Origin of the sequence: Denitraticella aggregata, from assembly GCF_048158365.1 — a bacterium.
In the GTDB taxonomy this organism is placed as follows: domain Bacteria; phylum Pseudomonadota; class Gammaproteobacteria; order Burkholderiales; family Rhodocyclaceae; genus Azoarcus_F.
In genome coordinates, this window is the sequence record NZ_JBLLNL010000010.1 from 1 (window position 1) to 19,843 (window position 19,843).

At 63.8% G+C, this 19,843-nt stretch carries 18 protein-coding genes; 11 read left to right on the forward strand and 7 right to left on the reverse strand.

Annotation, left to right across the window (positions count from 1 at the left end; genetic code table 11):
• Window positions 1–108 precede the first annotated feature (108 nt).
• The 3 genes from ACKVEX_RS12570 (at window position 109) to ACKVEX_RS12580 (ending at window position 3,543) form a co-directional block, all read left to right on the forward strand.
• Window positions 109–792 carry a methyltransferase family protein gene (locus ACKVEX_RS12570; RefSeq protein WP_473216082.1) on the forward strand — a complete coding sequence of 228 codons (684 nt, stop codon included), beginning with the start codon at window positions 109–111 and terminating at the stop codon, window positions 790–792.
• 144 nt (window positions 793–936) lie between these two features.
• A complete protein-coding gene (gene gshA / locus ACKVEX_RS12575) occupies window positions 937–2,517 on the forward strand; it encodes a glutamate--cysteine ligase (RefSeq protein ID WP_473216083.1) in 1,581 nt (526 codons plus the stop codon).
• A gap of 339 nt (window positions 2,518–2,856) precedes the next feature.
• The gene (locus tag ACKVEX_RS12580; RefSeq protein WP_473216084.1) at window positions 2,857–3,543 is read left to right on the forward strand and encodes a PEP-CTERM sorting domain-containing protein; all 687 of its coding nucleotides are present in this window, start codon (window positions 2,857–2,859) and stop codon (window positions 3,541–3,543) included.
• 45 nt (window positions 3,544–3,588) lie between these two features.
• On the opposite strand, the gene ACKVEX_RS12585 is transcribed toward ACKVEX_RS12580, so the two are convergent.
• Window positions 3,589–5,337, reverse strand: coding sequence for a monovalent cation:proton antiporter-2 (CPA2) family protein (locus ACKVEX_RS12585; RefSeq protein WP_473216085.1), 1,749 nt, complete (start codon window positions 5,335–5,337; stop codon window positions 3,589–3,591).
• 208 nt (window positions 5,338–5,545) lie between these two features.
• Between ACKVEX_RS12585 and ACKVEX_RS12590 the strand changes: the two genes are divergently transcribed.
• The 6 genes from ACKVEX_RS12590 to ACKVEX_RS12615 all read left to right on the forward strand — a co-directional run bounded on the left by ACKVEX_RS12590 (window position 5,546) and on the right by ACKVEX_RS12615 (window position 11,234).
• The gene (locus tag ACKVEX_RS12590; protein WP_473216086.1) at window positions 5,546–6,226 is read left to right on the forward strand and encodes a heavy metal response regulator transcription factor; all 681 of its coding nucleotides are present in this window, start codon (window positions 5,546–5,548) and stop codon (window positions 6,224–6,226) included.
• Window positions 6,227–6,372: 146 nt separating this feature from the next.
• Window positions 6,373–6,876, forward strand: a complete 504-nt coding sequence (locus tag ACKVEX_RS12595) for a hypothetical protein (protein ID WP_473216087.1) — start codon at window positions 6,373–6,375, stop codon at window positions 6,874–6,876.
• Window positions 6,877–6,952: 76 nt separating this feature from the next.
• A complete protein-coding gene (locus ACKVEX_RS12600; RefSeq protein ID WP_473216088.1) occupies window positions 6,953–7,315 on the forward strand; it encodes a c-type cytochrome in 363 nt (120 codons plus the stop codon).
• Window positions 7,316–7,783: 468 nt separating this feature from the next.
• Window positions 7,784–7,987 (forward strand): hypothetical protein, encoded by a 204-nt coding sequence (locus tag ACKVEX_RS12605; protein ID WP_473216089.1) that lies wholly within the window; start codon window positions 7,784–7,786, stop codon window positions 7,985–7,987.
• A 279-nt stretch (window positions 7,988–8,266) separates the two neighbouring features.
• Complete coding sequence (locus ACKVEX_RS12610) at window positions 8,267–10,594, forward strand: heavy metal translocating P-type ATPase (protein WP_473216090.1); 2,328 nt, start codon at window positions 8,267–8,269, stop codon at window positions 10,592–10,594.
• Window positions 10,595–10,715: 121 nt separating this feature from the next.
• Entirely contained in the window at window positions 10,716–11,234 is a 519-nt protein-coding gene (locus ACKVEX_RS12615; protein WP_473216091.1) for a YHS domain-containing protein, read from the forward strand.
• Here the strand turns inward: ACKVEX_RS12615 and ACKVEX_RS12620 are convergent.
• The 6 genes from ACKVEX_RS12620 to ACKVEX_RS12645 form a co-directional block, all read right to left on the reverse strand.
• Window positions 11,140–12,990 (reverse strand): hypothetical protein, encoded by a 1,851-nt coding sequence (locus ACKVEX_RS12620; protein WP_473216092.1) that lies wholly within the window; start codon window positions 12,988–12,990, stop codon window positions 11,140–11,142. The genes ACKVEX_RS12615 and ACKVEX_RS12620 overlap by 95 nt on opposite strands.
• A gap of 41 nt (window positions 12,991–13,031) precedes the next feature.
• Window positions 13,032–13,514 carry a hypothetical protein gene (locus ACKVEX_RS12625; protein ID WP_473216093.1) on the reverse strand — a complete coding sequence of 161 codons (483 nt, stop codon included), beginning with the start codon at window positions 13,512–13,514 and terminating at the stop codon, window positions 13,032–13,034.
• Window positions 13,515–13,756: 242 nt separating this feature from the next.
• Window positions 13,757–13,957 (reverse strand): hypothetical protein, encoded by a 201-nt coding sequence (locus ACKVEX_RS12630; RefSeq protein ID WP_473216094.1) that lies wholly within the window; start codon window positions 13,955–13,957, stop codon window positions 13,757–13,759.
• 250 nt (window positions 13,958–14,207) lie between these two features.
• Window positions 14,208–14,471: a hypothetical protein gene (locus ACKVEX_RS12635; RefSeq protein ID WP_473216095.1), complete on the reverse strand. Its 264-nt coding sequence runs from the start codon at window positions 14,469–14,471 to the stop codon at window positions 14,208–14,210.
• Between the two features lie 65 nt (window positions 14,472–14,536).
• The gene (locus ACKVEX_RS12640; RefSeq protein WP_473216096.1) at window positions 14,537–15,406 is read right to left on the reverse strand and encodes an ADP-polyphosphate phosphotransferase; all 870 of its coding nucleotides are present in this window, start codon (window positions 15,404–15,406) and stop codon (window positions 14,537–14,539) included.
• Window positions 15,407–15,604: 198 nt separating this feature from the next.
• Window positions 15,605–17,893, reverse strand: coding sequence for a heavy metal translocating P-type ATPase (locus ACKVEX_RS12645; RefSeq protein ID WP_473216097.1), 2,289 nt, complete (start codon window positions 17,891–17,893; stop codon window positions 15,605–15,607).
• 406 nt (window positions 17,894–18,299) lie between these two features.
• On the opposite strand from ACKVEX_RS12645, the gene ACKVEX_RS12650 reads away from it, so the two are divergent.
• A complete protein-coding gene (locus tag ACKVEX_RS12650) occupies window positions 18,300–18,788 on the forward strand; it encodes a UvrD-helicase domain-containing protein (protein ID WP_473216098.1) in 489 nt (162 codons plus the stop codon).
• Entirely contained in the window at window positions 18,713–19,753 is a 1,041-nt protein-coding gene (locus ACKVEX_RS12655) for a 3'-5' exonuclease (protein WP_473216099.1), read from the forward strand. The genes ACKVEX_RS12650 and ACKVEX_RS12655 overlap by 76 nt, the downstream gene beginning before the upstream one ends.
• The last annotated feature ends 90 nt before the right edge of the window (window positions 19,754–19,843 follow it).

The window sequence follows — 19,843 nt, forward strand, 5'->3', positions numbered from 1 at the left end:
ATCCTCACGTGATGACGGGAACAGGGCAGGTACCAGGAGGCCTGCCCCGACCTTTACTGATCCGCGTACCGACGGCGGCCAACCAGGCAACACACTGAATCGGCTGCCATGTATCTTTCAGTACTCCAGATCGCTGCGCTCGTCTTTGGATGGGCGCTTTATGCGCTGATCCATTCGCTGCTTGCGTCGACGTGCGTCAAGCGTCGGATCGGAGATCGATGGCCCGGCGCACTGCGCGGCTACCGTCTCGCTTTCAACCTGCTGTCATTGTTGCTGCTGTTGCCGCTGCTGGCGGCGCTCGTCGCATGGCGCGGACCCATGCTGTGGGTCTGGCCCGGGCCGTGGGCGTGGGTGGCCGACGGACTCGCACTGACCGCTCTGGCCGGCTTCTTCTGGTCGTTGCGCTACTATGACACCGGCGTGTTCAGCGGCTTCGCGCAGTGGCGCGAGCGGCCGACCGGAATCGACGATGGCGAGCGCTTCACGCTGTCGCCGCTGCATCGCTATGTCCGCCATCCATGGTACGCGCTGGCCCTGGTGATGCTGTGGACGCGCGACATGGACGAGGTGCGACTGGTCAGTGCGCTCTGCATCAGTCTCTACCTGTGGCTGGGGTCGCTGCTCGAGGAACGCAAGCTGCTGGTGCAGCATGGTGACGTTTACGCCCGCTATCGTCGCCGCGTCAACGGCTTGATCCCTTGGCCGGGGCGGGTGCTCGACGCGCCCGAGGCGGATCGGCTGGTCAACACGACACAGTCGGCGTCGCACTTGAACGGCGCGCGCAGACGGTAGCGGCCGTTCGAGCCAATCGCTGATCAGCGCGCCACGATCGTAAGGCAGGCGCCGCCCCGGCGTCGTCGCGGACAGTGTCGCGCAACCGCGTTTCGGCGGTGCAATCCGCTATCATTCGGCCCAAACAAACCAGGAATCGCAATCTTGACCGATACCCTTTCCCGCCGCCTGGGCTTGCTCGAACGAGCCGAACACATCGACCTGCTGCGCCACAGTCTGCATGGACTGGAAAAGGAGAGTCTGCGTGTCGATGCCGCTGGCTATCTCGCGCTGACACCGCACCCGCCGGCTCTGGGCTCGGCGCTGACGCACCCGCAGATCACCACCGACTATTCCGAAGCGCTGCTCGAGTTCATCACCTCAGCCCAGGAGGATCCGTCGCGCGCGCTCGACGAACTGGACGCGATCCACCGCTACGCTTACGCGCAACTGGGCGACGAGATGCTGTGGTGCGAGTCGATGCCGTGCAAGCTGCCGAGCGAGGCCGACATCCCGATCGCACGATACGGCCCCAGCCATATCGGCCAGATCAAGCATATCTACCGCAAGGGGCTGGCGGTGCGCTACGGCAAGGCGATGCAGTGCATCGCCGGCATCCACTACAACTTCTCGCTGGACGAGTCTCTGTGGCGCGTGCTGCACCAGGCCGACGGCGACACCATCGCCGCACAGGACTACCAGTCCGCGCGCTATATCGCGCTGATCCGTAATTTCCAGCGCTACAGCTGGCTGCTGATGTACCTGTTCGGTGCATCCCCGGCGGTGTGCGCGACCTTCCTGACGAACCGGGTGCACGGCCTGGACGAGTTCGACCCGGCCACTCTGTACCTGCCCTGGGCGACCAGCCTGCGGATGAGCGACCTTGGCTACCAGAACAGCGCGCAGGCGAGCATCCAGCCCTGCTACAACTGTCTGCCCAGTTATCTCGACAAATTGCGCGAGGCAGTCACGACGCCGTATCCGCCGTACGTGGCCATCGGCATGCGACGCGGCGGCGAATGGCTGCAGCTCAACACCAGCATCCTGCAGATCGAGAACGAGTACTACTCGACCATCCGCCCGAAGCGGGTGAGCAACCCGGGTGAGCGACCCATTCAGGCGCTGGGCGCGCGCGGCGTGCAGTACGTCGAGGTGCGCTGCATGGACATCGACCCCTTCGTGGCGCTCGGCATCGAGCTGACCACCGCGCGCTTCCTCGACGCATTCCTGCTCTACTGCGCGCTCGAGGACAGTCCGGCGATGTCGGGCGAGGAGTGCCGCGAGACCGGTCGCAACTTCGCGCTGACGGTCAAGGAGGGCAGGCGGCCCGGGCTGGTCCTGCAACGACTCGGGCAACCGCGCGAGCTGCTGCACTGGGGGCTGGAACTGCTGGAGCGTATCGGCCCGTGCGCCGCACTGCTGGACGCGGCGCTGGGCACCGACGCGCACCGCGAAGCCGTGGCCGCGCAGCGCGCGAAACTGCTGGACCCGGAGCTGACCCCGTCGGCCCGCGTGCTGAGCGCCATGCGCGAGGACGGACTCAGCTTCGGTGCCTTCGCGCTGCGCCAGTCCGAACGGCATGCGGCGTGGTTCCGCGAACGACCGCTGGATCCTGCCACGCAACAGGCCTTCGAGCAGGCCGCGCGCGATTCACTGGCCGCGCAATCCCAGGTCGAGCAGGAGCAGCAGGGCGAATTCGCGGATTTCGTCGCGCATTACATGGCGGCGCTCGACGCAGGTGACTAAGCACGCATCGACTGGCAGGACCTTGATGCCGGCGTTTCGCGCTCCGGTCCTGCCCAGGGCGATCGCGGTGATCCCAATGCCCTCGGTTCTCGTACCGCCCAAAACGACCCGAAATGAGTGTCGGGATATTTTACAGTTGTATGAAAACATCGGAAATGGAACGTTGCGAGAATGATGCACTAAATCAGTGCGATCAATGTGTTGCGTCGATATGACGGTTTATGGCTCGGATCTTGCGTTAATGTTTCCTGACAACCAGGGGTTCTTCGATTCGCTTCCGATCTTCGGGTGATCCCTCCCTACGCCCTATTTCGGCGCCCGGATATTAAAGGATGGCATATGATTGAAACTGTTCTCGGCTGGTTTTCACTCAGATCGCCCAAGCGGGACAGCACCAGAGCGTTCCATCCCTTCGTGCTCGGCGCAATTCTGACCGTCCTGGCCACTGCTGCTCAGGCAGTGCCCGTCTCGATGACGCAGTCTTCCGGCAGTCCCAACATAACGAGCGCGGGAAAGATCTACACGCATTCGGTCATGCTTTCGGAAGCCATGGATGGCGACCTCCAGGCGCTGTTGACGCTGAGTTTCAAGGTGTCGAACAACGCTGCGGCGCAGGACGATACGATCAGGCTGTTTCTCGGTGAAAACGAGATACATTCGGGGCGGGCCGCATCTTTCGACGTGACGAATCTCGATGTCACCCCATTCTTCGACTTCACCACTGGTATGGTCAGGTTCAAGCTCATGCGTGACGTCGCGGTGGGTGGCGGCAGTATCCGACTCATGAGTGTCGCGGTCACCGTCGGCGACAGATCGTCGCGCGGTGAGGGGAGCAGCGGTCCTGTCATTGAATCGGAACAGAACCTTTTGCTTACAAACGCCGAAGCGGCAGACGTGCTGAGGCAATCGGAGGTATTTCAGGTCCCCGAACCCGGCACGCTTGCGTTACTCGGAGTGGGCATGTTGGGCATGTGGTTCATGCGGCGGCGAGCTTACCGCGTTGATGGATCGCACCGGGGAGCCTGATCCACCCCGGGATAGAAACGGGTCGATGTAAGAACACCCCCCCGGTCAACCGATCAGCTCCCGTAGCGCCTTCATCTCATCCTCGCGCTGAACCTCCATACGCCGTCGCGCGACTTCTTCGGGGGTTCCGGCCAGGTGCAATACGCGACCGGCCAGCTGCAGGCCCGACTCCAGGGTTTCCTGGATGACTTCGGTCGCCCCGAGGTCGAGCAGATGTGCCGCATGTCGGGCATCGCGTGCGCGCGCGACGATACGCAGCTCGGGCCACTCGGCGCGCACCGCCCGCACCACCTGTTCGATCGCATCCGGATCGTCCATCGTCAGCACCAGCATGCTCGCCCGGTCGGCGTGGGCGCGACGCAGGAATTCGATCCGCGATGCGTCGCCGAAATAGACCGGCAAGCCCATCTGCCTGGCCTCGGCGACGTTGAACGCACTGTTGTCGACCGCGACGAACGGGATTCCGTCGGCATCGAGAATGCGCGCGATCAGGCAGCCGACGCGCCCGAATCCGGACAGCAGCACATGACCCTGCATCTCGGCGATGTGACTGGGATCGTCGTCCTCGACCGGTCGGACCCGCAGCGCCTTCTCCATTCTGGTCGACAGCCGACTGGCGCTCGCCGCGACCAGCGGGGTCACGACCATCGTCAGGCCGGTCACGATCAGCATGAACTGGCCGACGTCCTGCGGGACCAGGCCCAGCGCCATCGCCAGTCCGACCACGACGAACGCGAATTCGCCGCCTTGGCCGAGCAGCAATCCAGCCTCCAGCGACACATGCCGCGGCAGCCCGAAGATCAGGCACAGCGATGCGGTGATGACCGACTTGATCACGAACAGGCCGATGACCGAGGCGAAGATCCACCCCGCTGCGTCGGCCACGACTCGATAGTCGATGCCCATGCCGACCGACATGAAGAACAAGCCGAGCAACAAGCCCTTGAAGGGCTCGATGTCCACTTCGATCTGATGCCGGAATTCGGTCTCGGCGAGCAGCAGGCCGGCCAGAAACGCGCCGAGTGCCATCGACAGCCCGGTGGCGCCGGTGATCAGCGCCGCGACGATGATGATCAGCAGCGTGGCGGCCATGAACATCTCGGCGCTGCGCGAGTGGGCGACCATGTTGAACAGCGGGCGCAACAGCAGCCGTCCGCCCAGATAGATCCCGACGATCACCAGCAACGCCTTGCCCAGAGCCAGTGCCAGCGCAAGCCCGACATTGCCGCCGGCCTTCGCACCGAGCACGCCGACCAGGAACAGGATGGGCACGACCGCCAGATCCTGCATCAGCAGGATCGAGAAGCTCGAACGCCCGAGCGGGGAGGCCAGTTCGCGTCGGTCGATCAGCAACTGCATCACGATCGCGGTCGAGGACAGCGCCAGACACGCGCCCAGCACGATGGACGCGGCCGGTGAGTTGCCGAACTCCCACGCGATCAGACCGATGACGCCCGCCGACACCAGGATCTGCAGGCTCCCCAGTCCGAACACCATGCGGCGCATCGCCCACAATCTATCCAGCGACAGCTCCAGGCCGATCATGAACAGCAGGAAGATCACGCCCAGTTCGGCCAGCGCCTGCACGCCTGCCAGGTCGGTGATGACGACGTACTGCAGCCACGGGAACTGCCCCGCTAACAGGCCCAGTCCGTAGGGGCCGACGATGCCGCCCACGATCAGGTAACCCAGCACCGGGCTGATCCGGAATCGATGGAACAGCGGCACGACGATGCCGGCCGCGATCAGGAAAATCACGACCTCGCGGACGTGGGGGATGGCATGTGCTTCCAAGGCGATCCGTCCGGTACAGGAAGTATTCGAAGATTATTGGACTGACGCCCATTATGCACCCGGCACGCTGATACGGTTCGAACGCCGACGCGTCGAACCCGACTGTAAGCTGACTGCAGCATTACATCTCGGTAATGTGCGTACCCCGGCGCAGTTCGAATGGCAGAATAGGAATTCCCCGCATCACGCGAACATCGGGAGCGCCACGTTGAAGATTCTGATCGTCGAGGATGAACCGAAGACCGGTGACTATCTTCGCCAGGGTCTGTCCGAGGCCGGCTTCATCGTCGACCTCGCGCGGGACGGACTGGACGGATTGCACCTGGCTCAGACCGGAGACTACGACTTGCTGGTGCTGGATGTGATGCTGCCGGGCCTCGACGGCTGGGGCATCCTGCAGACTGTGCGACGCGGCGGGCACCAGATGCCGGTGCTGTTCCTGACCGCGCGCGATGCGGTCGAGGACCGGGTGCGCGGGCTGGAACTCGGGGCCGACGACTACCTGGTCAAACCCTTCGCATTCTCCGAACTGCTTGCCAGGGTCCGTACGCTGCTGCGGCGGGGCAGAAGCAAGGAGCCGGATGTGCTGAAGGCGGCCAACCTGGAACTCGACCTGATGCGCCGACGGGTGACCCGGGACGGAGTGCGCATCGATCTGACCGCCAAGGAGTTCGCACTGCTCGAACTGCTGATGCGTCGTCAGGGCGAGGTCCTGCCGCGTTCGCTGATCGCGTCGCAGGTCTGGGACATGAATTTCGACAGTGATACGAATGTCATCGAAGTCGCGGTGCGACGGCTGCGCGCCAAGATCGACGACGACTTCGAGCCCAAGCTGATCCGGACCTTGCGTGGCATGGGCTACGTGCTGGATGCGTCCGACACGTCATGAACAGTCTGATCGGCCCGGACGATCTGGGCTCGTGGCGCCGCCATCGGATTACAGCGTTGTAATGCGGCGGTCAGCTTCCTGTCCGCGAACCGGGTTCATCATTTGTTCCGTCGCGCGGCATATCCGCGCATCACCAGGAGATCATCATGAAAATGACCAGAACGATCGCGTTGCCATCGGCACTCGTCGCTGCACTGCTTTTTTCCGCTCCGACGATGGCGGCTTCCCACGAGGCCGATGAACATGACGCCCATCATCCGACCGAGGCTGAAGCGGCCGCACCACAGGTCGCGGCCGCCGAGCGCATGCAGGCACTGCGGGCACGCATGCAGCAGATGCGCGAGACCCGCGACCCCGAAGCGCGCATGAAACTGATGGAAGAACACATGGCGGACATGGCCGCGATGATGGAGAGCATGCCGGCGATGTGCCCAATGATGTCCGGCGAGAAGGGTGCCGGACCTGGCATGGGCATGGGTCCGGGAATGGGCATGGGTCCAGGAGCTGGCGGGATGGGCCCGGAAAAGAGGTACGAGATGATGCGCGAGGGCCGGTCCGGAATGCACCATGAGCTGATGCAGCAGCGCGTGGAAGCGCTCGAGAAGCGCATGGACCTGATGCAGATGATTCTCCAGTCGACGACGCGATGATGAACTCCATCACGGAATCGGGAGGTACTCAGGGATGAGTCGAACGGTCCTGTCTCGCACGAGACTTCTTCGTGCGATGGTTGCATTGCTGGCGGTGGTCCCCGTCGCGGCGCACACGCAAAGCTGGCAACCGCCGCCAAAACCGAGCGCCGGTCTGATGCCCAATCCGGTTCTGGGTAAACCCTTGTACGAGACGTATTGCGCGAGTTGTCACGGTGTCGACATGAAGGGCACCGACAAGGGTCCGCCCTTCCTGCACAACGTGTATGAACCCGCGCATCACAGTGATCCGGCCTTCCAGCTTGCCGTGGCCAGCGGTGTGCGCGCGCATCACTGGCAGTTCGGCGACATGGAACCGGTGGCCGGCCTCACGCCTGACGACGTGGCCCATGTCACGGCCTACATTCGCGCGCATCAGCGGCGCGCGGGCATCCAGTAGGCCAGCCGTCGCTCACGGGAACGCGGCCCAAGGCAGCGCCCCATGACCGGAGGCGGATCGAAGGCCAAGTTGCGAGTGCTCTGGATATGGGTGCCCCTGTCGCTGACCGTTCATCTGATATGGGAGGTCGCGCAGCTTCCGCTCTATACCCTGTGGCGGGACGATACGCCTGCCGCTGTCGCCTGGGCGGTCGTCCATTGCACGGGCGGCGACGGCCTGATCGCGCTAGGAGGCTGTCGGACTTGAGGCTGATCTACTGCGCCGGTGGGAGAAGCGGTCCATATCTGCCCGATTTTTCGTTGCATAGAACCACTATGCGCCTCAAAATCGACCAGATCTGTCCTCGCTTTCCCACCCGGCTCGTGACGATCGCTCAAGTCCGACAGCCTCCTAGGCAGCTTTCTTGTCGCTTCGGCGTGGGCGCGCGACGTCTTGTGGCCATGGCGTCGGCTCGCCCACGGATTGCCGGTGCTGATCGCAAGCGGTGTGAGCTACACGGCGTTCAGCGAGTGGCACAACGTTCATGTCGCGGGCTCATGGGCGTACGTCGAGTCCATGCCGACGATTGTCGGAATCGGCGTATCACCGCTGCTGCAATGGATCGTTGTGCCCCTGACGGTGATCTGGCTGATGCGCAGGGTGACGATGCTGCCCAAAGCGCCCACCCTTTAGCGAGCACAGAGTCAAACCGAGCAGAGCACGGCGGTCATACCTGAGAGAAGGCGCAGTCGAAGCATGAATCTACGCGTTTTCGCACACCACATTTCTTAGCCTGCACGAAGGCCGTTTGCCGACCGGATTACAGATTGGTAACCGCCGGGTCATCCGAGGGTCAGCGCGCAGCGCCTATGCTTGATCCCGATGGGTGCGTTATGCGCGAATCCGGCAAATATGCCGCCGAAATTCTGCCGCGCCGTGCCCGGTCGAGCAAGCGACCAGGAGAATGCACTGATGGCAAAGATCGATACCCTATCCGCGGGGAAAATCAACAGCGGTACCCGCTTCGAAGTCCCCGCCACTGCAAGCGGCGCCAACAGCGTCCGCCTGACCGTCCCCGGCATGGGTAGCGACCACTGCGCCGGACTGGTGTCCAGCTCGATAAGACGCCTTCCCGGCATCTCCACAGTCGGCACCAATGTCGCGAACCACCGCGTCACGGTGAGTTTCGACCCGTCACTGACGCAAGCGGCACAAATACGCGCAGCCGTCGAGCGGGCCGGCTACGACGTCGACGCGCTCGAGGAAGGCAGCGGCGGCGTTGGCGGGGGGCAAGCCGAATCCGAGGAGCGCTACCTCGCATTGGCCTCGAAGCGGCTGTGGATCGCTGCTGTCCCGACCACGCTGATCATGCTGCTGATGGTGCCGCACATGTTCTGGCAGCCGATTCCCGGCTACCTCGCGATCGTCGCGATCCTCGCGTTTCCGGTCGTGTTCACCAACGGTGGCTTTGCGACACACCGCTCGGCGTGGCGGTCGCTGACCAACCGCACCGCCAACATGGACGTGCTGATCTCGCTCGGCAGCCTGCCGCCATATTTCATCGGTCTGATCGGCTTCTTCTACCCGATGACCTCGTTCATCGAGATGGCGGCGACGATCATGAGCTTCCACATGCTCGGCCGCTACCTGGAGACTCGGGCCAAGGGCCGCGCCTCTCAGGCGATCAAGAAGCTGCTCACGCTCGGCGCCAAGACCGCGTCGGTGTTGCGCGACGGCCGCGAGGTCGAGGTGCCGGTCGCCGAACTCCAGGCGGGCGACGTGATGGTGGTGCGCCCGGGTGCAAAAGTGCCGACCGACGGCGAAATCGTGGATGGCAACAGCCACCTCGACGAGTCGATTGCGACCGGCGAATCGGTGCCGGTCGAAAAGGGTCCGGGTGACACGGTCATAGGCGCGACGCTGAACAAGGAGGGCATGCTGACGATCCGCGCGACCAAGGTCGGCGCGGACACCTTCCTGTCCCAGGTCATTCGCCTGGTCGAACAGGCGCAGGGTTCCAAGGTGCCTATCCAGGAGTTCGCCGATCGGGTCACGGGCAAGTTCGTGCCGGCGGTAATCGTGATCAGTCTTGCAAGCTTTGCGATGTGGCTCGTCATCTCGGCGAACTTGCAGCCTGTGCTCGTCTGGGGGGCGGGGTTTCTTCCATGGGTCGATCCGACGCTGAGCCCGTTGATGGTCGGCACGCTGTCGGCGGTCGCGGTGCTCGTCATCGCCTGCCCGTGCGCGCTGGGCCTGGCGACGCCGACTGCGCTGATGGTCGGCTCCGGTCTCGGCGCTGAGCGCGGCGTGCTGATCCGCTCGGGCGAGGCGATTCAGACCTTGAAGGACATCAAGGTCGTCGTACTCGACAAGACCGGTACGGTCACCGAGGGCAAGCCGGCACTGACCGACGTGGTCGCAGCCGAGGGTTTCGACGAAAATGAGGTGCTGCGCGCGGCCGCAGTGGTCGAGGCCGGTTCCGAGCACCCGCTCGGTCAATCCATCGTCAACGGTGCGCGTAATCGGGAACTGGACATCCCCGCGGTCCAAGCCTTCAAGGCGATCACCGCGCGCGGCGTGCAAGGCGAGCTGGACGGACGCCTCGTGCGTGTCGGCAGTCGCCGCATGCTCGACGAAGCGGGAATCGCGTTCGCGTCGCTCGACGACATCCTCAAGGGCTTCGAGAACGACGGCAAGACCGCGATGTTGGTCGCCATCGACGACCGCGCGGCCGGTATCGTCGCGGTCGCCGACACGGTCAAGGCCGATTCTAAGGCGGCGATCGCCGAACTCCACGCGCTAGGCATCCGGGTCGTCATGGTCACCGGCGACAACGAACGCACCGCACGCTTCGTAGCCGCCCAGGTCGGCGTCGACGAAGTCAGGGCCGGCGTGCTGCCCGAAGGCAAGGTGGATGCGATCCGCGAGCTTCAGCAACAGCACGGCGAACATGTCGCAATGGTCGGCGACGGCATCAACGACGCGCCCGCGCTCAAGCAGGCCAACGTAGGTATCGCGATCGGGGCCGGAGCCGACGTCGCGATCGAGGCGGCCGACGTCACGCTGGTCAAGGGCGAGCTGACCAAGGTCGTCGAGGCGATCCAGCTGTCGAAGGCGACGTTTGCGAAGATCGTGCAGAACCTGTTCTGGGCCTGGTTCTACAACCTCGCGGCGATCCCTATTGCGGCGCTTGGTCTCTTGCACCCGATGATCGGCGTCGTCGCGATGACGGCGAGTTCGCTGTCGGTCATCGGTAATTCGCTGTTGCTGAAGCGTGTAAGGCTGGGGGTCGTGCGGTAACCCTGGCTACGCGGCCAGGTCGGCCTTCATGCCGTGACGCGGCCAGAGTGTGCCAGCGGCATCACAAGACTGAGGCACCACGCGACTGCCCAAGCAAGTCATTAATCGAACGGGGGGCATCATGAATCTCAAGTTGAAAGACGTCGTTTGCGGCATGGAAGTGAATGCCGACAGCTTTGCACACGACTTTGCGGGAACGATATACGCGTTCTGCTCCACGCAGTGCCGAGACCGTTTTCTCGCACACCCGCATTTGTTTATCGGCCTAGGGGGCCGGCCTGCCCCAAAGCAGGAGGGACGCACCGTGCTCAAGCACCGCAGCTTCGAGCTCGGGACACCGCTCGATGCCGAAAAAGCGCGCATGCTTATCGAGCATGTCAGCGAATTGATGGGTATCGAGTCGATCGAGGCCGCGGGCCGCGAGGTCAGAATCACCTATGACCTTCTGCAGGTCACCGCCGAGCGGATCGAGAGCGAATTCGAGGTGGCCGGCGCGAAACTCGGCAACGGCTGGGCCGCTACCCTGAAACGAGGCTTCGTTCACTTCACCGAGGAGTGCGAGGTGGGTCACCTCGAAGTCGGGCCCCGTTTCGGAAGCCGCCGCTCTCCAGGTGGGGCTTGCTGTCATGGCAAAGGGTAGTCGCGTTCGTGAAGCGGCTTGGATCCCCGGGCGACTCGGCCCCTGCGAACAGGAGCTCCCGCATCCGCGCCCGTTCCGCGACGGTAGGCCAGGCGGCATCTTCGGTAGGCGTTCGCATCTGCTCGACCCGCCCTTGCGCGTCGAAGTGCACCAGGCTGCAGGTTTCGTTGGCGACGCTGTCTGGCTCTCCTTTCTTCAGGCGCACGCACCAGTCGGCCAGACGCAGGGTCTGGCCGGCCAGCGCCGGGGCGGTTGCCTCGCCGTGAGCCAGCGCCACGTACAACGCATGCGGGACAGGGTGGACACCACTGTCTTCGTCGAGAAGGAACACGTAGGATGCATGCTCGGCATCTTCGGCAGCGCGTTCTCCGGTACAAGCCTGGCGGGCGCTACCTGACGCATCGGCAGCGCTGTACACCGGCGCAAAACCGCCACCCGGGGTTCTGAAATTGGTTGTCTGCCCCTGGTAAAGCCGCGCTGCGACCCACTGCACCGCGCCGTCGTAGGTGTAGGCGCGAAGGTCGAACTTCAGGGCCTTGGTGGCTTCCGCGTTGGGCTGATCATTGACCATTCTTTCCCCCGGCGCGACGATGGCCTGGGCCACGTAGTCGCCGGCCAGGATGTCCTGCCAGACCCGCTTCGTCAGTTTGTCGCCCCGGTAGGCCGCACGGCTGCCATAGCCAGCCACCGGCTTGAAGAACAGGCTGCGGCGCGTGTCCCACAGGCGCGGCGCATCGGCCGCATCGACGACCTCGGTGCGCGGCACATGCTGCAGCAGGATTCGTTGCGTGGATTGAGGAATGCCCAGCGCCCCCAATCGTGTGGCATCGCTGAACAGTGCGAGGCGGCGCTTGTCGGCGTACAGCGCATGGGCCTGCGGATGCGGTGTCAGCACGACCCCGCGTTGCAGATACGCTTCGCGCAGCGCGGCGTTGCTGGCTTGCTCGAGGTAGAAGTCGGTCAGCCGGTTGTAGACCAGGTCGATGGCCAGGTCACGGTGCCACAGAGCGCCTCCGCGCCACTCGAGCGCGGCCGGGTCTGCGATGACCGCTCGCAGGCCGTGCCGCTCGAACAACTGCTGGAACAGCAGGAACTCGGGGTAGAGGTACTGGTCCTCGGGTGCCGCGTCGACGATGGCGATGCTCGCCAGTGGTCGCGCATTTCCGCCCAGGCCGGACAAACGCCATTCGTGGCGAAACATCTCGACGATGCCGTGCTCGAAGGCGGCCACGGCGGCCAACGTGGGCACCAACCGATCCACTGCGGTGCAGCAGGCCCGTTGTGCCCGCGCCAGCGCGGCGTTGAGCATCGCCCCACCGGCGTTGGTGTTGATCTCGATCAGTCCCAAGTGACCTTGATCCAGGTGAAAGTCGTAGCCGAAGAAAACGCCCAGCGGCCCTGCGGTGTCCTGCCGGGCGATGGCCGGCGCGGCGGCCAGCACCTGCTCCCGATAGGCCGGCAAGGCCACGACCGATTCGACGGCCTGCATGACCTGCACCATGCGCTGCAACTGCGGTGCCGCCACGAACACGGGTTGCGCGGAGAAAAGGAACGGGCAACGCGACCGCACCATCTCGGCGAGGCCCGGCTGGCCAAGTTCGGAGTCGAGCGCTCGTGCCAGCGCGTGCTGGTCGAGACTGAAGCAAAAGCACGCGTGGTTGAGTGCTTCTGCCGCACCCGAGGGCGCTCCGATTCGCGGCGATGACGAGACAGTGTCTGGTGCTGTACTCATCACACCTGCGTCACCTTGGGCCATCGACCTGATTTATAACCGGCTGACCGAGGTGATTGGTCCTGCTACTTCCCGGGTCGGGCATCGGGGTTCCGGGGTCCGGCCATCATGCCCTGCTGGTCCATCATCGTTTGCATCATCATCTGCATCATGTCCATGCGCTTCTGCATCATCTGCATCTGCGCGTTGGCATCCGCAGCTTGCCCCTTCTGACCCATCATGCCACCGTCCATGCCGCCCATCATGGTGCCCCCTTGCATCATCGGCTTCATCGTGACCATGCCGCGTTGCATTTCTTGCTGCTGCTCGTCCATCACCTTCTGGCGCTCCTCCGGTGTGGCGGCGCTGGCCATCTTGTCGTGCAGCGCCTGCATCTTTTTCATGTGCTCGTCCATCTGACCCATAAGGCCGCTCATGTTCATGGATGGGTCGACCGGCGTGGCCGTGGAGTTCGGCGCCGGTGCGTTCGCATCCTGGGCCAGAGGCGCCCCAGCGTAGGCGGATAGCAGAACCAGGGTACCGACAGCAATTGCGAGTGATTTCTTCATGTGACTCTCCAGATAAACCGATTGACAAGCGGGCTACTTACGCCGAGGGCGCGCGAGCCCCGAGGGATGCGGCGTCCCATGGAACGGAAGCGCGCGCCGGCAAAGTGTTCGTGACGCACTCGGCCGCGACTACGAATTGCAACGTCAAGCAGAGGAAGCGCACGGAAAAGGCCTGAGCCGGCGGCGGATGTTCATTCCGTACCAATCGGAGCTTTGTCGCAGAAATGGGCCGTCACCCGCGCTCACTTTCCCCTTCCCTTCATGACGAGTACCACGACACCAACAAGCACGGCGACAACAATGAGCGGCCCCCATATCCCGTATCCACCCATCCAGCCCATGCGCGACGCGCCACCATCCATCATGTTTCCGTACTGTGCAAATGCGGCGCCGGCGGCCAACTGAGACGCCGCACCAACAGCCAGACCAGACAAAATCTTCATGAATTTCCCCAAGCTAAACGATGAAACCGGCAGACCGCTTCGGCGAATGAAGCGTGAGACTGAAAGGTCATCACGCCGCCCGGCAAATCTGCACCACGACAGCCAGACTTCTCAGGCTCCCTCACGCAGTGCAGCTGCCTTCAGAACAGAACAATGCTGATTCGGGATCCGCACCCGCATGTTCAATCTCGGCTCATCATTCGCCGACGTCTGTGCGCCAACCCACGCAGCCGAGCTTCAGCAGTTGGCTTCATCGCGGCGGAGGCGTCGTTGTCGCGATAGCCCTCCCGGTTGGCCTCGCCGTCCTGGTCCTCAGCTTTCGCATCGATAGTTCCTCGATACTTGCCTCGATGACTCGATAGCCGACATTGCCATAGAGCTTCTGCCGCCCTTCGTCGAACAGGAAGGTGGGGCTGTCCTCGAGAAGATGTTCGTTCTTCGCATCGAAGTCCGCACAAAGTGCCGCGTGGGCGGCGCCGCTGTCGATCTGCGTCCGGATGCCGGCAAGGGCCAACGCCAGGTCCGCGGCGATTGCGGATGAATCTCGATGTGATCGAAGCGCGCCGTCATTTTTCTTTTTTAGAGCCGTTTGCGGATTGCCTTCAATTCCTTGCGGCGCGCCGGGCTCACTTGCGGGTAGCCGACCCCGAGTCCTTTCATGGTTTCGAGGATGATGTGCGAAACAATCAAGCGAGCGTTCTTCTTGCCGTCGGCGGGAACGACATACCACGGCGCGTTCTCGGTGCTGGTCGCCGCCAGGCATGCCTCGTAGGCTTGCATGTAATCCTTCCAGTGTTTCCTCTCGCGCACGTCTGCGAGCCTGAACTTCCAGTTTTTTTCGGGCTCGTCGATCCGCGCGATGAAGCGTTTGCGTTGTTCGTCCTTTGACAGGTGAAGGAAGAACTTGATGATCCGCGTGCCGTTGCGGTGGAGATGAGCCTCCAGGTCCACGATGGAACGATACCGCTCCTCCCAGATCGCCTGCCTGGCGATCAACGCGGCAGGCAGCTTCTGGCTGCGCAGAAGCTCTGGATGGACACGGACGATCAGCACCTCCTCGTAGTAGGAACGATTGAAGATGCCGATCCGGCCGCGTTCCGGCAGCCGGCGCGTTGTGCGCCAAAGAAAGTCATGATCAAGTTCTTCAGCGCTCGGCTGTTTGAAACTGAAAACCTGGCATCCCTGCGGATTGACTCCGGACATGACGTGCCGGATGGCCCCGTCCTTGCCAGCCGCGTCCATCGCTTGAAAGATGATCAGCACCGCTTGACTGTCGGACGCGTAGTGCATCCGTTGCGATTCGCTCAGACCTTCAACCTGCTCCCGCAGGAGTTTGCGATAGTGCTTCTTCGACTTGAACAGGGATTCCACCTTTGTGGGCCAGTCGCTTAGCGCGAATTCATCTCCAGGCTGCACCAGGAAATCCGATGTTTTGATTTTTGTGCTCATAGTCTTGTGGGCTGTTCTTGCCGGGGTGGATGATCTGCCTGCCTGGATATGTCAGCCGGAATGCTTATGCTCCGGTTGATCCTCGGATCGGCGTGTCTTGAGGAAGAAAAACTCTGTAATCAGGATCGCCGCCATCACCGTTGCTGCCACGATGAGGCTCTAGCGCGCACGACGAGGGCGGGGCACTCCCGGATGGATTCATAGTTTGACCCGCTTCAGCAGTTGCGCGTTGATCGCCACCACCACCGTGCTCGCCGACATGAGCACCGCGCCCGCGGCCGGTGTGAGCAGGATGCCCCACGGCGCAAGCACGCCAGCGGCCAGGGGAATCGCGAAGATGTTGTAGCCCGCCGCCCACCAGAGATTCTGCATCATCTTCCGGTAGGTGGCCCTGCTCAGGGTGATGATCCGAGAAATGTCGCGGGGGTCGGATCGCACCAGCACGATATGCCCGGCCTCGACGGCGACGTCGGCTCCCGCGCCGATCGCAATCCCGATGTCGGCGGTGGCCAGGGCCGGTGCGTCGTTGACGCCGTCGCCTATCATCGCAACTTTCTTCCCTTGGGCCTGAAGCTCGCGGACCTTGTTGGCCTTGTCGTCGGGCAGCACTTCCGCGAATACGGTGTCAATGCCGAGTTCCTTGGCGACGGCATCGGCCACGGCCTGCGCATCGCCGGTCAGCATGGCAACCTCGATCCCTCGTTCATGCAGCGCCGCGATGGCTTCGCGGCTCTCTTCGCGGATCGCATCCGCCACGGCGTAAACGGCGAGGACCTTGCCTTGACGAACGAGATAGATCGCTGCCTGCCCGCGGTCAGCCGCAGCCCCGGCCGCCTCCAGTAGCGCCGGCGGCACCTGGACATCCTCGGCCTTGAGGAGCGCCGGGCCACCCATGTGGTACTCCTCGCCGTCGATTGTGGCCGCCACACCCTTGCCGGTGATCGCGCGGAAGCCATCGGCGGCAGGAACCTCTATGCCTTTGTCCTCCGCGGTCTTTACGATGCCTCGGGCGATCGGGTGCTCGGACTCCGATTCGATGCCGGACGCGATCCGAAGCGCTTCGTCCTCGGCCAGTCCTTCCGCAACGGACATGGTCACGACCCGGAACTCGCCGAGCGTCAACGTTCCCGTCTTGTCGAAGATCACGGTGTCGAGGTTGCGGGCCTCCTCGAGCCCACGTCGGTCCCGCACCAGAAGCCCGTTCCGAGCTCCCAGCGTCGTGGAGATGGCCACCACCAGCGGCACGGCCAGTCCGAGCGCGTGGGGGCAGGCGATCACCAGCACCGTGACCATCCGCACCACGGAGAAGTCGATCGCTGCCCCCACCAACTGCCACACCCCCAGGGTGATGGCGGCGGCGCCGATCGCCACGAAGGTCAGAAGCCGGGCCGCGCGGTCCGCCAGATGCTGCGCTCTGGATTTGGATTCCTGCGCATCGGCCACGAGCCGCATGATGCCGGAGAGCTTGGTCTTCTCTCCAGTCCCGGTGACCTCGATGCGCAGAGATCCCTCTCCGTTGATCGTGGCGGCGATCACCTCGTCCCCTTCCCGCTTCTTCACCGGACTGGACTCCCCGGTGATCATCGCCTCGTTGATGTCGCTCTCGCCCTTGCGGACCATGCCGTCCGCGGGAACGCTCTCGCCCGGACGTACCAGCACGAGGTCACCGTTCTGCAACGTGCTGACGGCGACCTTTTCCTCGCCTCCATCGGTGATCCGCGTCGCGGTGTCCGGGAGAAGCTTCGCCAGTTCCTTCAATGCCCCTTGAGCCTGATTGATGGACCGCATCTCGATCCAGTGGCCAAGGAGCATGATGGTGACCAGCGTGACCAACTCCCACCACAGCGCATTCGCCTCGATCAGCCCGAGCTGAACAACCCAGGAGAACAGGAAGGCGACCGCGATGGCGAGCGAGATAAGCGTCATCATCCCCGGCAGTCGGGACCGCAGCTCTCGCCACGCGCCCTTCAGGAAGACCAGACCGCCGTAGACGAAAACGATCGTGGCGAGCACCGGCCCGATCCAATCCGATCCGGGGAACTGCGGGGCCCGGTAGCCGAGGAGCTCCTGGATATGGGCCGACCAGAAGACCACCGGAACGGTGAGAGCCAGCGAGAGCCAGAACCGGTCCCGGAACATCGCGGGCGAGTGACCCTCGTGCTTGTCATGGTTGTCGTGCTTGTCGTGGTCTGAATGGCTGGAGACCGCTTCAGGCTCGTGGGGTTGCGCGCCCCGTGCCATGTCGCTTTCATGACCCTCGCCCGTCGAAGCGACGGCGGAGGTGGCGGAATCGTGCCCGCGTTGGCGTACGGCCGACTTGATATCGGCGACCTCAAGTCGGGTTTCGTCGTAGCGCACATTGGCGCTTCCTGCAGCGAAATTCACAGTGACGCTTTCGACACCCGGCACGTCACGAATCCGCCTTTCTACTTCCTCCACGCTCAATACCGACAGCATGGCGTGCACTTCAATAACACTCGTTTTCATTGCCGTTCCTGCGTTGATGGTGCTCGCTTGCAGTGGACGACATCGGCAAGCGAGCACCATCAACTTGCATTGTGAACAGTCAAACCGACGCCGCCGATTGTCATACGCTCAATATGAGTCCCTTGGCCGGCGAAATCTGTTCGTTGTCGCACATATCGCTGGGCACGCCCGGAGTGGTCTGTCGAGAACAGCGTGGCATCCAGCCAAAAAAACACATAAGCATGCGGAAACACAGCCGATTACGCGCTCCTTGGCCCACAAGCTCCACCAAGCTCGGATCGGTTTTTATAGAATACGGGGAAGTCGAAACCAACCCGGACCCCGGACCTCAGGGCACCGGGGCCTCACTGGCAAGGCTCCACTCATCAAACCGGAATCCCTGTCCAAACAATCGGGGCCGCCTCTCATGTCGCCCGCGTCTCCCGCACCCAGGCTCGAACCGGACTGTTCCACGCAAACCCGCGCTCCCGGCCTCGATCCGCTCGATCACCTCAACCCGGCGCAGCGTGAAGCTGTGGAGCATGGGTTGGCCGATGGTGGCGCGCAGCCGTCGTTGCCGCTGCTGGTCATCGCGGGCGCGGGGTCGGGCAAGACCAGCACGCTGGCGCATCGGGTCGCCCATCTGATCGTGCACGGCGCAGACCCGGGACGCATGCTGCTGCTGACGTTTTCGCGACGGGCGGCGGACGAGATGGGACGCCGCGTGAAGCGCCTTCTGGCCCAGGCGGTCAGGCGGCCCGGACTCGCGAGCGCGGAGCTTGCGTGGTCGGGCACCTTTCACGCGATCGGCGCGCGCCTGCTGCGCAACGTCCGCGGCTGGTGTCGGTCAAGGACGCCGCCGACCAGGCGGCCTTCGTCGTCGACACCGTGCTGGCGCGGCGCGAGGAAGGGCTGAAGCTGAAGCAGCAGGCCGTGCTGTTCCGCGCCTCGGCGCACAGCGCGCGGCTGGAGATGGAACTGACCCGGCGCAACATCCCGTTCGTGAAGTTCGGCGGGCTGAAGTTTCTCGAGGCCGCCCACGTCAAGGACGTGCTCGCGCTGCTGCGCTGGGCGGAAAACCCGCGCGACCGCATCTCGGGCTTTCGCGCGATGCAACTGCTGGCCGGCATCGGCCCGAAGACCGCCGTGCGCGTGCTGGACAAGGTGTGTGCGGCATCGGGGGGCTGTGCGCTGCTTGCCGATCAACCGGTGCCCGAGGCGGCGCATGGGGGCTGGCTGGACTTCGCCGCGCTGATCGACCGCCTGGCCGCGCGCTCGCAATGGCCGGCTGACTTCGAACTCGCCTGCGGCTGGTACGCGGCGCAGATGCCGCGCCTGTACGACGATGCGCCGGTGCGCCTGCTCGATATCCAGCAGCTCGCGCGCATCGCCGCCACCTGTCCGAGCCGCCAGCGCTTTCTGACCGAGCTCACGCTCGATCCGCCCAGTGCCACCAGCGGTGAGGTCGGCATGCCGATGCTCGACGAGGACTACCTGATCCTGTCGACGATGCACTCGGCCAAGGGCCAGGAATGGAACGCGGTCAGCGTGCTCAACGTGGTCGACGGCTGCATCCCGTCCGACATGGCCACGCGCAGCAGCGCCGAGATCGAGGAAGAGCGCCGCCTGCTGTATGTCGCGATGACGCGGGCAAAGGACGCGCTCGATCTGATCGTGCCGCAGCGCTTCTATGTCAGCCAGCAGACGGGCTTGGGCGACCGCCACGTCTATGCCGGGCGTAGCCGCTTCATCCTGAACCGCCTGCTCGGCCACTTCGAGCAGATCAGCTGGCCGCCGCCTCCGCCCGAGCTGCAGGGTTCGCCGGCCTCGTGCCAGGCGGCGATCGACCTGGCGGCGAAGATGCGCGACATGTGGCGCTGAGCGTCGGCTGAGGCCGTCGCGGGTCCCGATCCCGCCCGGGCTGCCGGATTACAGCTTTGTAATCCGGCGGTCAGCTTCATGTCCACGGGC

Bases quoted from the DNA above. Each gene is read 5' to 3' on its own strand.
- ACKVEX_RS12570 (WP_473216082.1), top strand. From the start codon at position 109: ATGTATCTTTCAGTACTCCAGATCGCTGCGCTCGTCTTTGGATGGGCG.
- ACKVEX_RS12640 (WP_473216096.1), bottom strand. From the start codon at position 15,406: ATGAGCACAAAAATCAAAACATCGGATTTCCTGGTGCAGCCTGGAGAT.
- ACKVEX_RS12630 (WP_473216094.1), bottom strand. From the start codon at position 13,957: ATGAAGATTTTGTCTGGTCTGGCTGTTGGTGCGGCGTCTCAGTTGGCC.
- ACKVEX_RS12620 (WP_473216092.1), bottom strand. From the start codon at position 12,990: ATGGCCCAAGGTGACGCAGGTGTGATGAGTACAGCACCAGACACTGTC.
- ACKVEX_RS12600 (WP_473216088.1), top strand. From the start codon at position 6,953: ATGGTTGCATTGCTGGCGGTGGTCCCCGTCGCGGCGCACACGCAAAGC.
- ACKVEX_RS12625 (WP_473216093.1), bottom strand. From the start codon at position 13,514: ATGAAGAAATCACTCGCAATTGCTGTCGGTACCCTGGTTCTGCTATCC.
- ACKVEX_RS12595 (WP_473216087.1), top strand. From the start codon at position 6,373: ATGAAAATGACCAGAACGATCGCGTTGCCATCGGCACTCGTCGCTGCA.
- ACKVEX_RS12645 (WP_473216097.1), bottom strand. From the start codon at position 17,893: ATGAAAACGAGTGTTATTGAAGTGCACGCCATGCTGTCGGTATTGAGC.
- ACKVEX_RS12580 (WP_473216084.1), top strand. From the start codon at position 2,857: ATGATTGAAACTGTTCTCGGCTGGTTTTCACTCAGATCGCCCAAGCGG.
- ACKVEX_RS12610 (WP_473216090.1), top strand. From the start codon at position 8,267: ATGGCAAAGATCGATACCCTATCCGCGGGGAAAATCAACAGCGGTACC.
- ACKVEX_RS12650 (WP_473216098.1), top strand. From the start codon at position 18,300: ATGTCGCCCGCGTCTCCCGCACCCAGGCTCGAACCGGACTGTTCCACG.
- ACKVEX_RS12615 (WP_473216091.1), top strand. From the start codon at position 10,716: ATGAATCTCAAGTTGAAAGACGTCGTTTGCGGCATGGAAGTGAATGCC.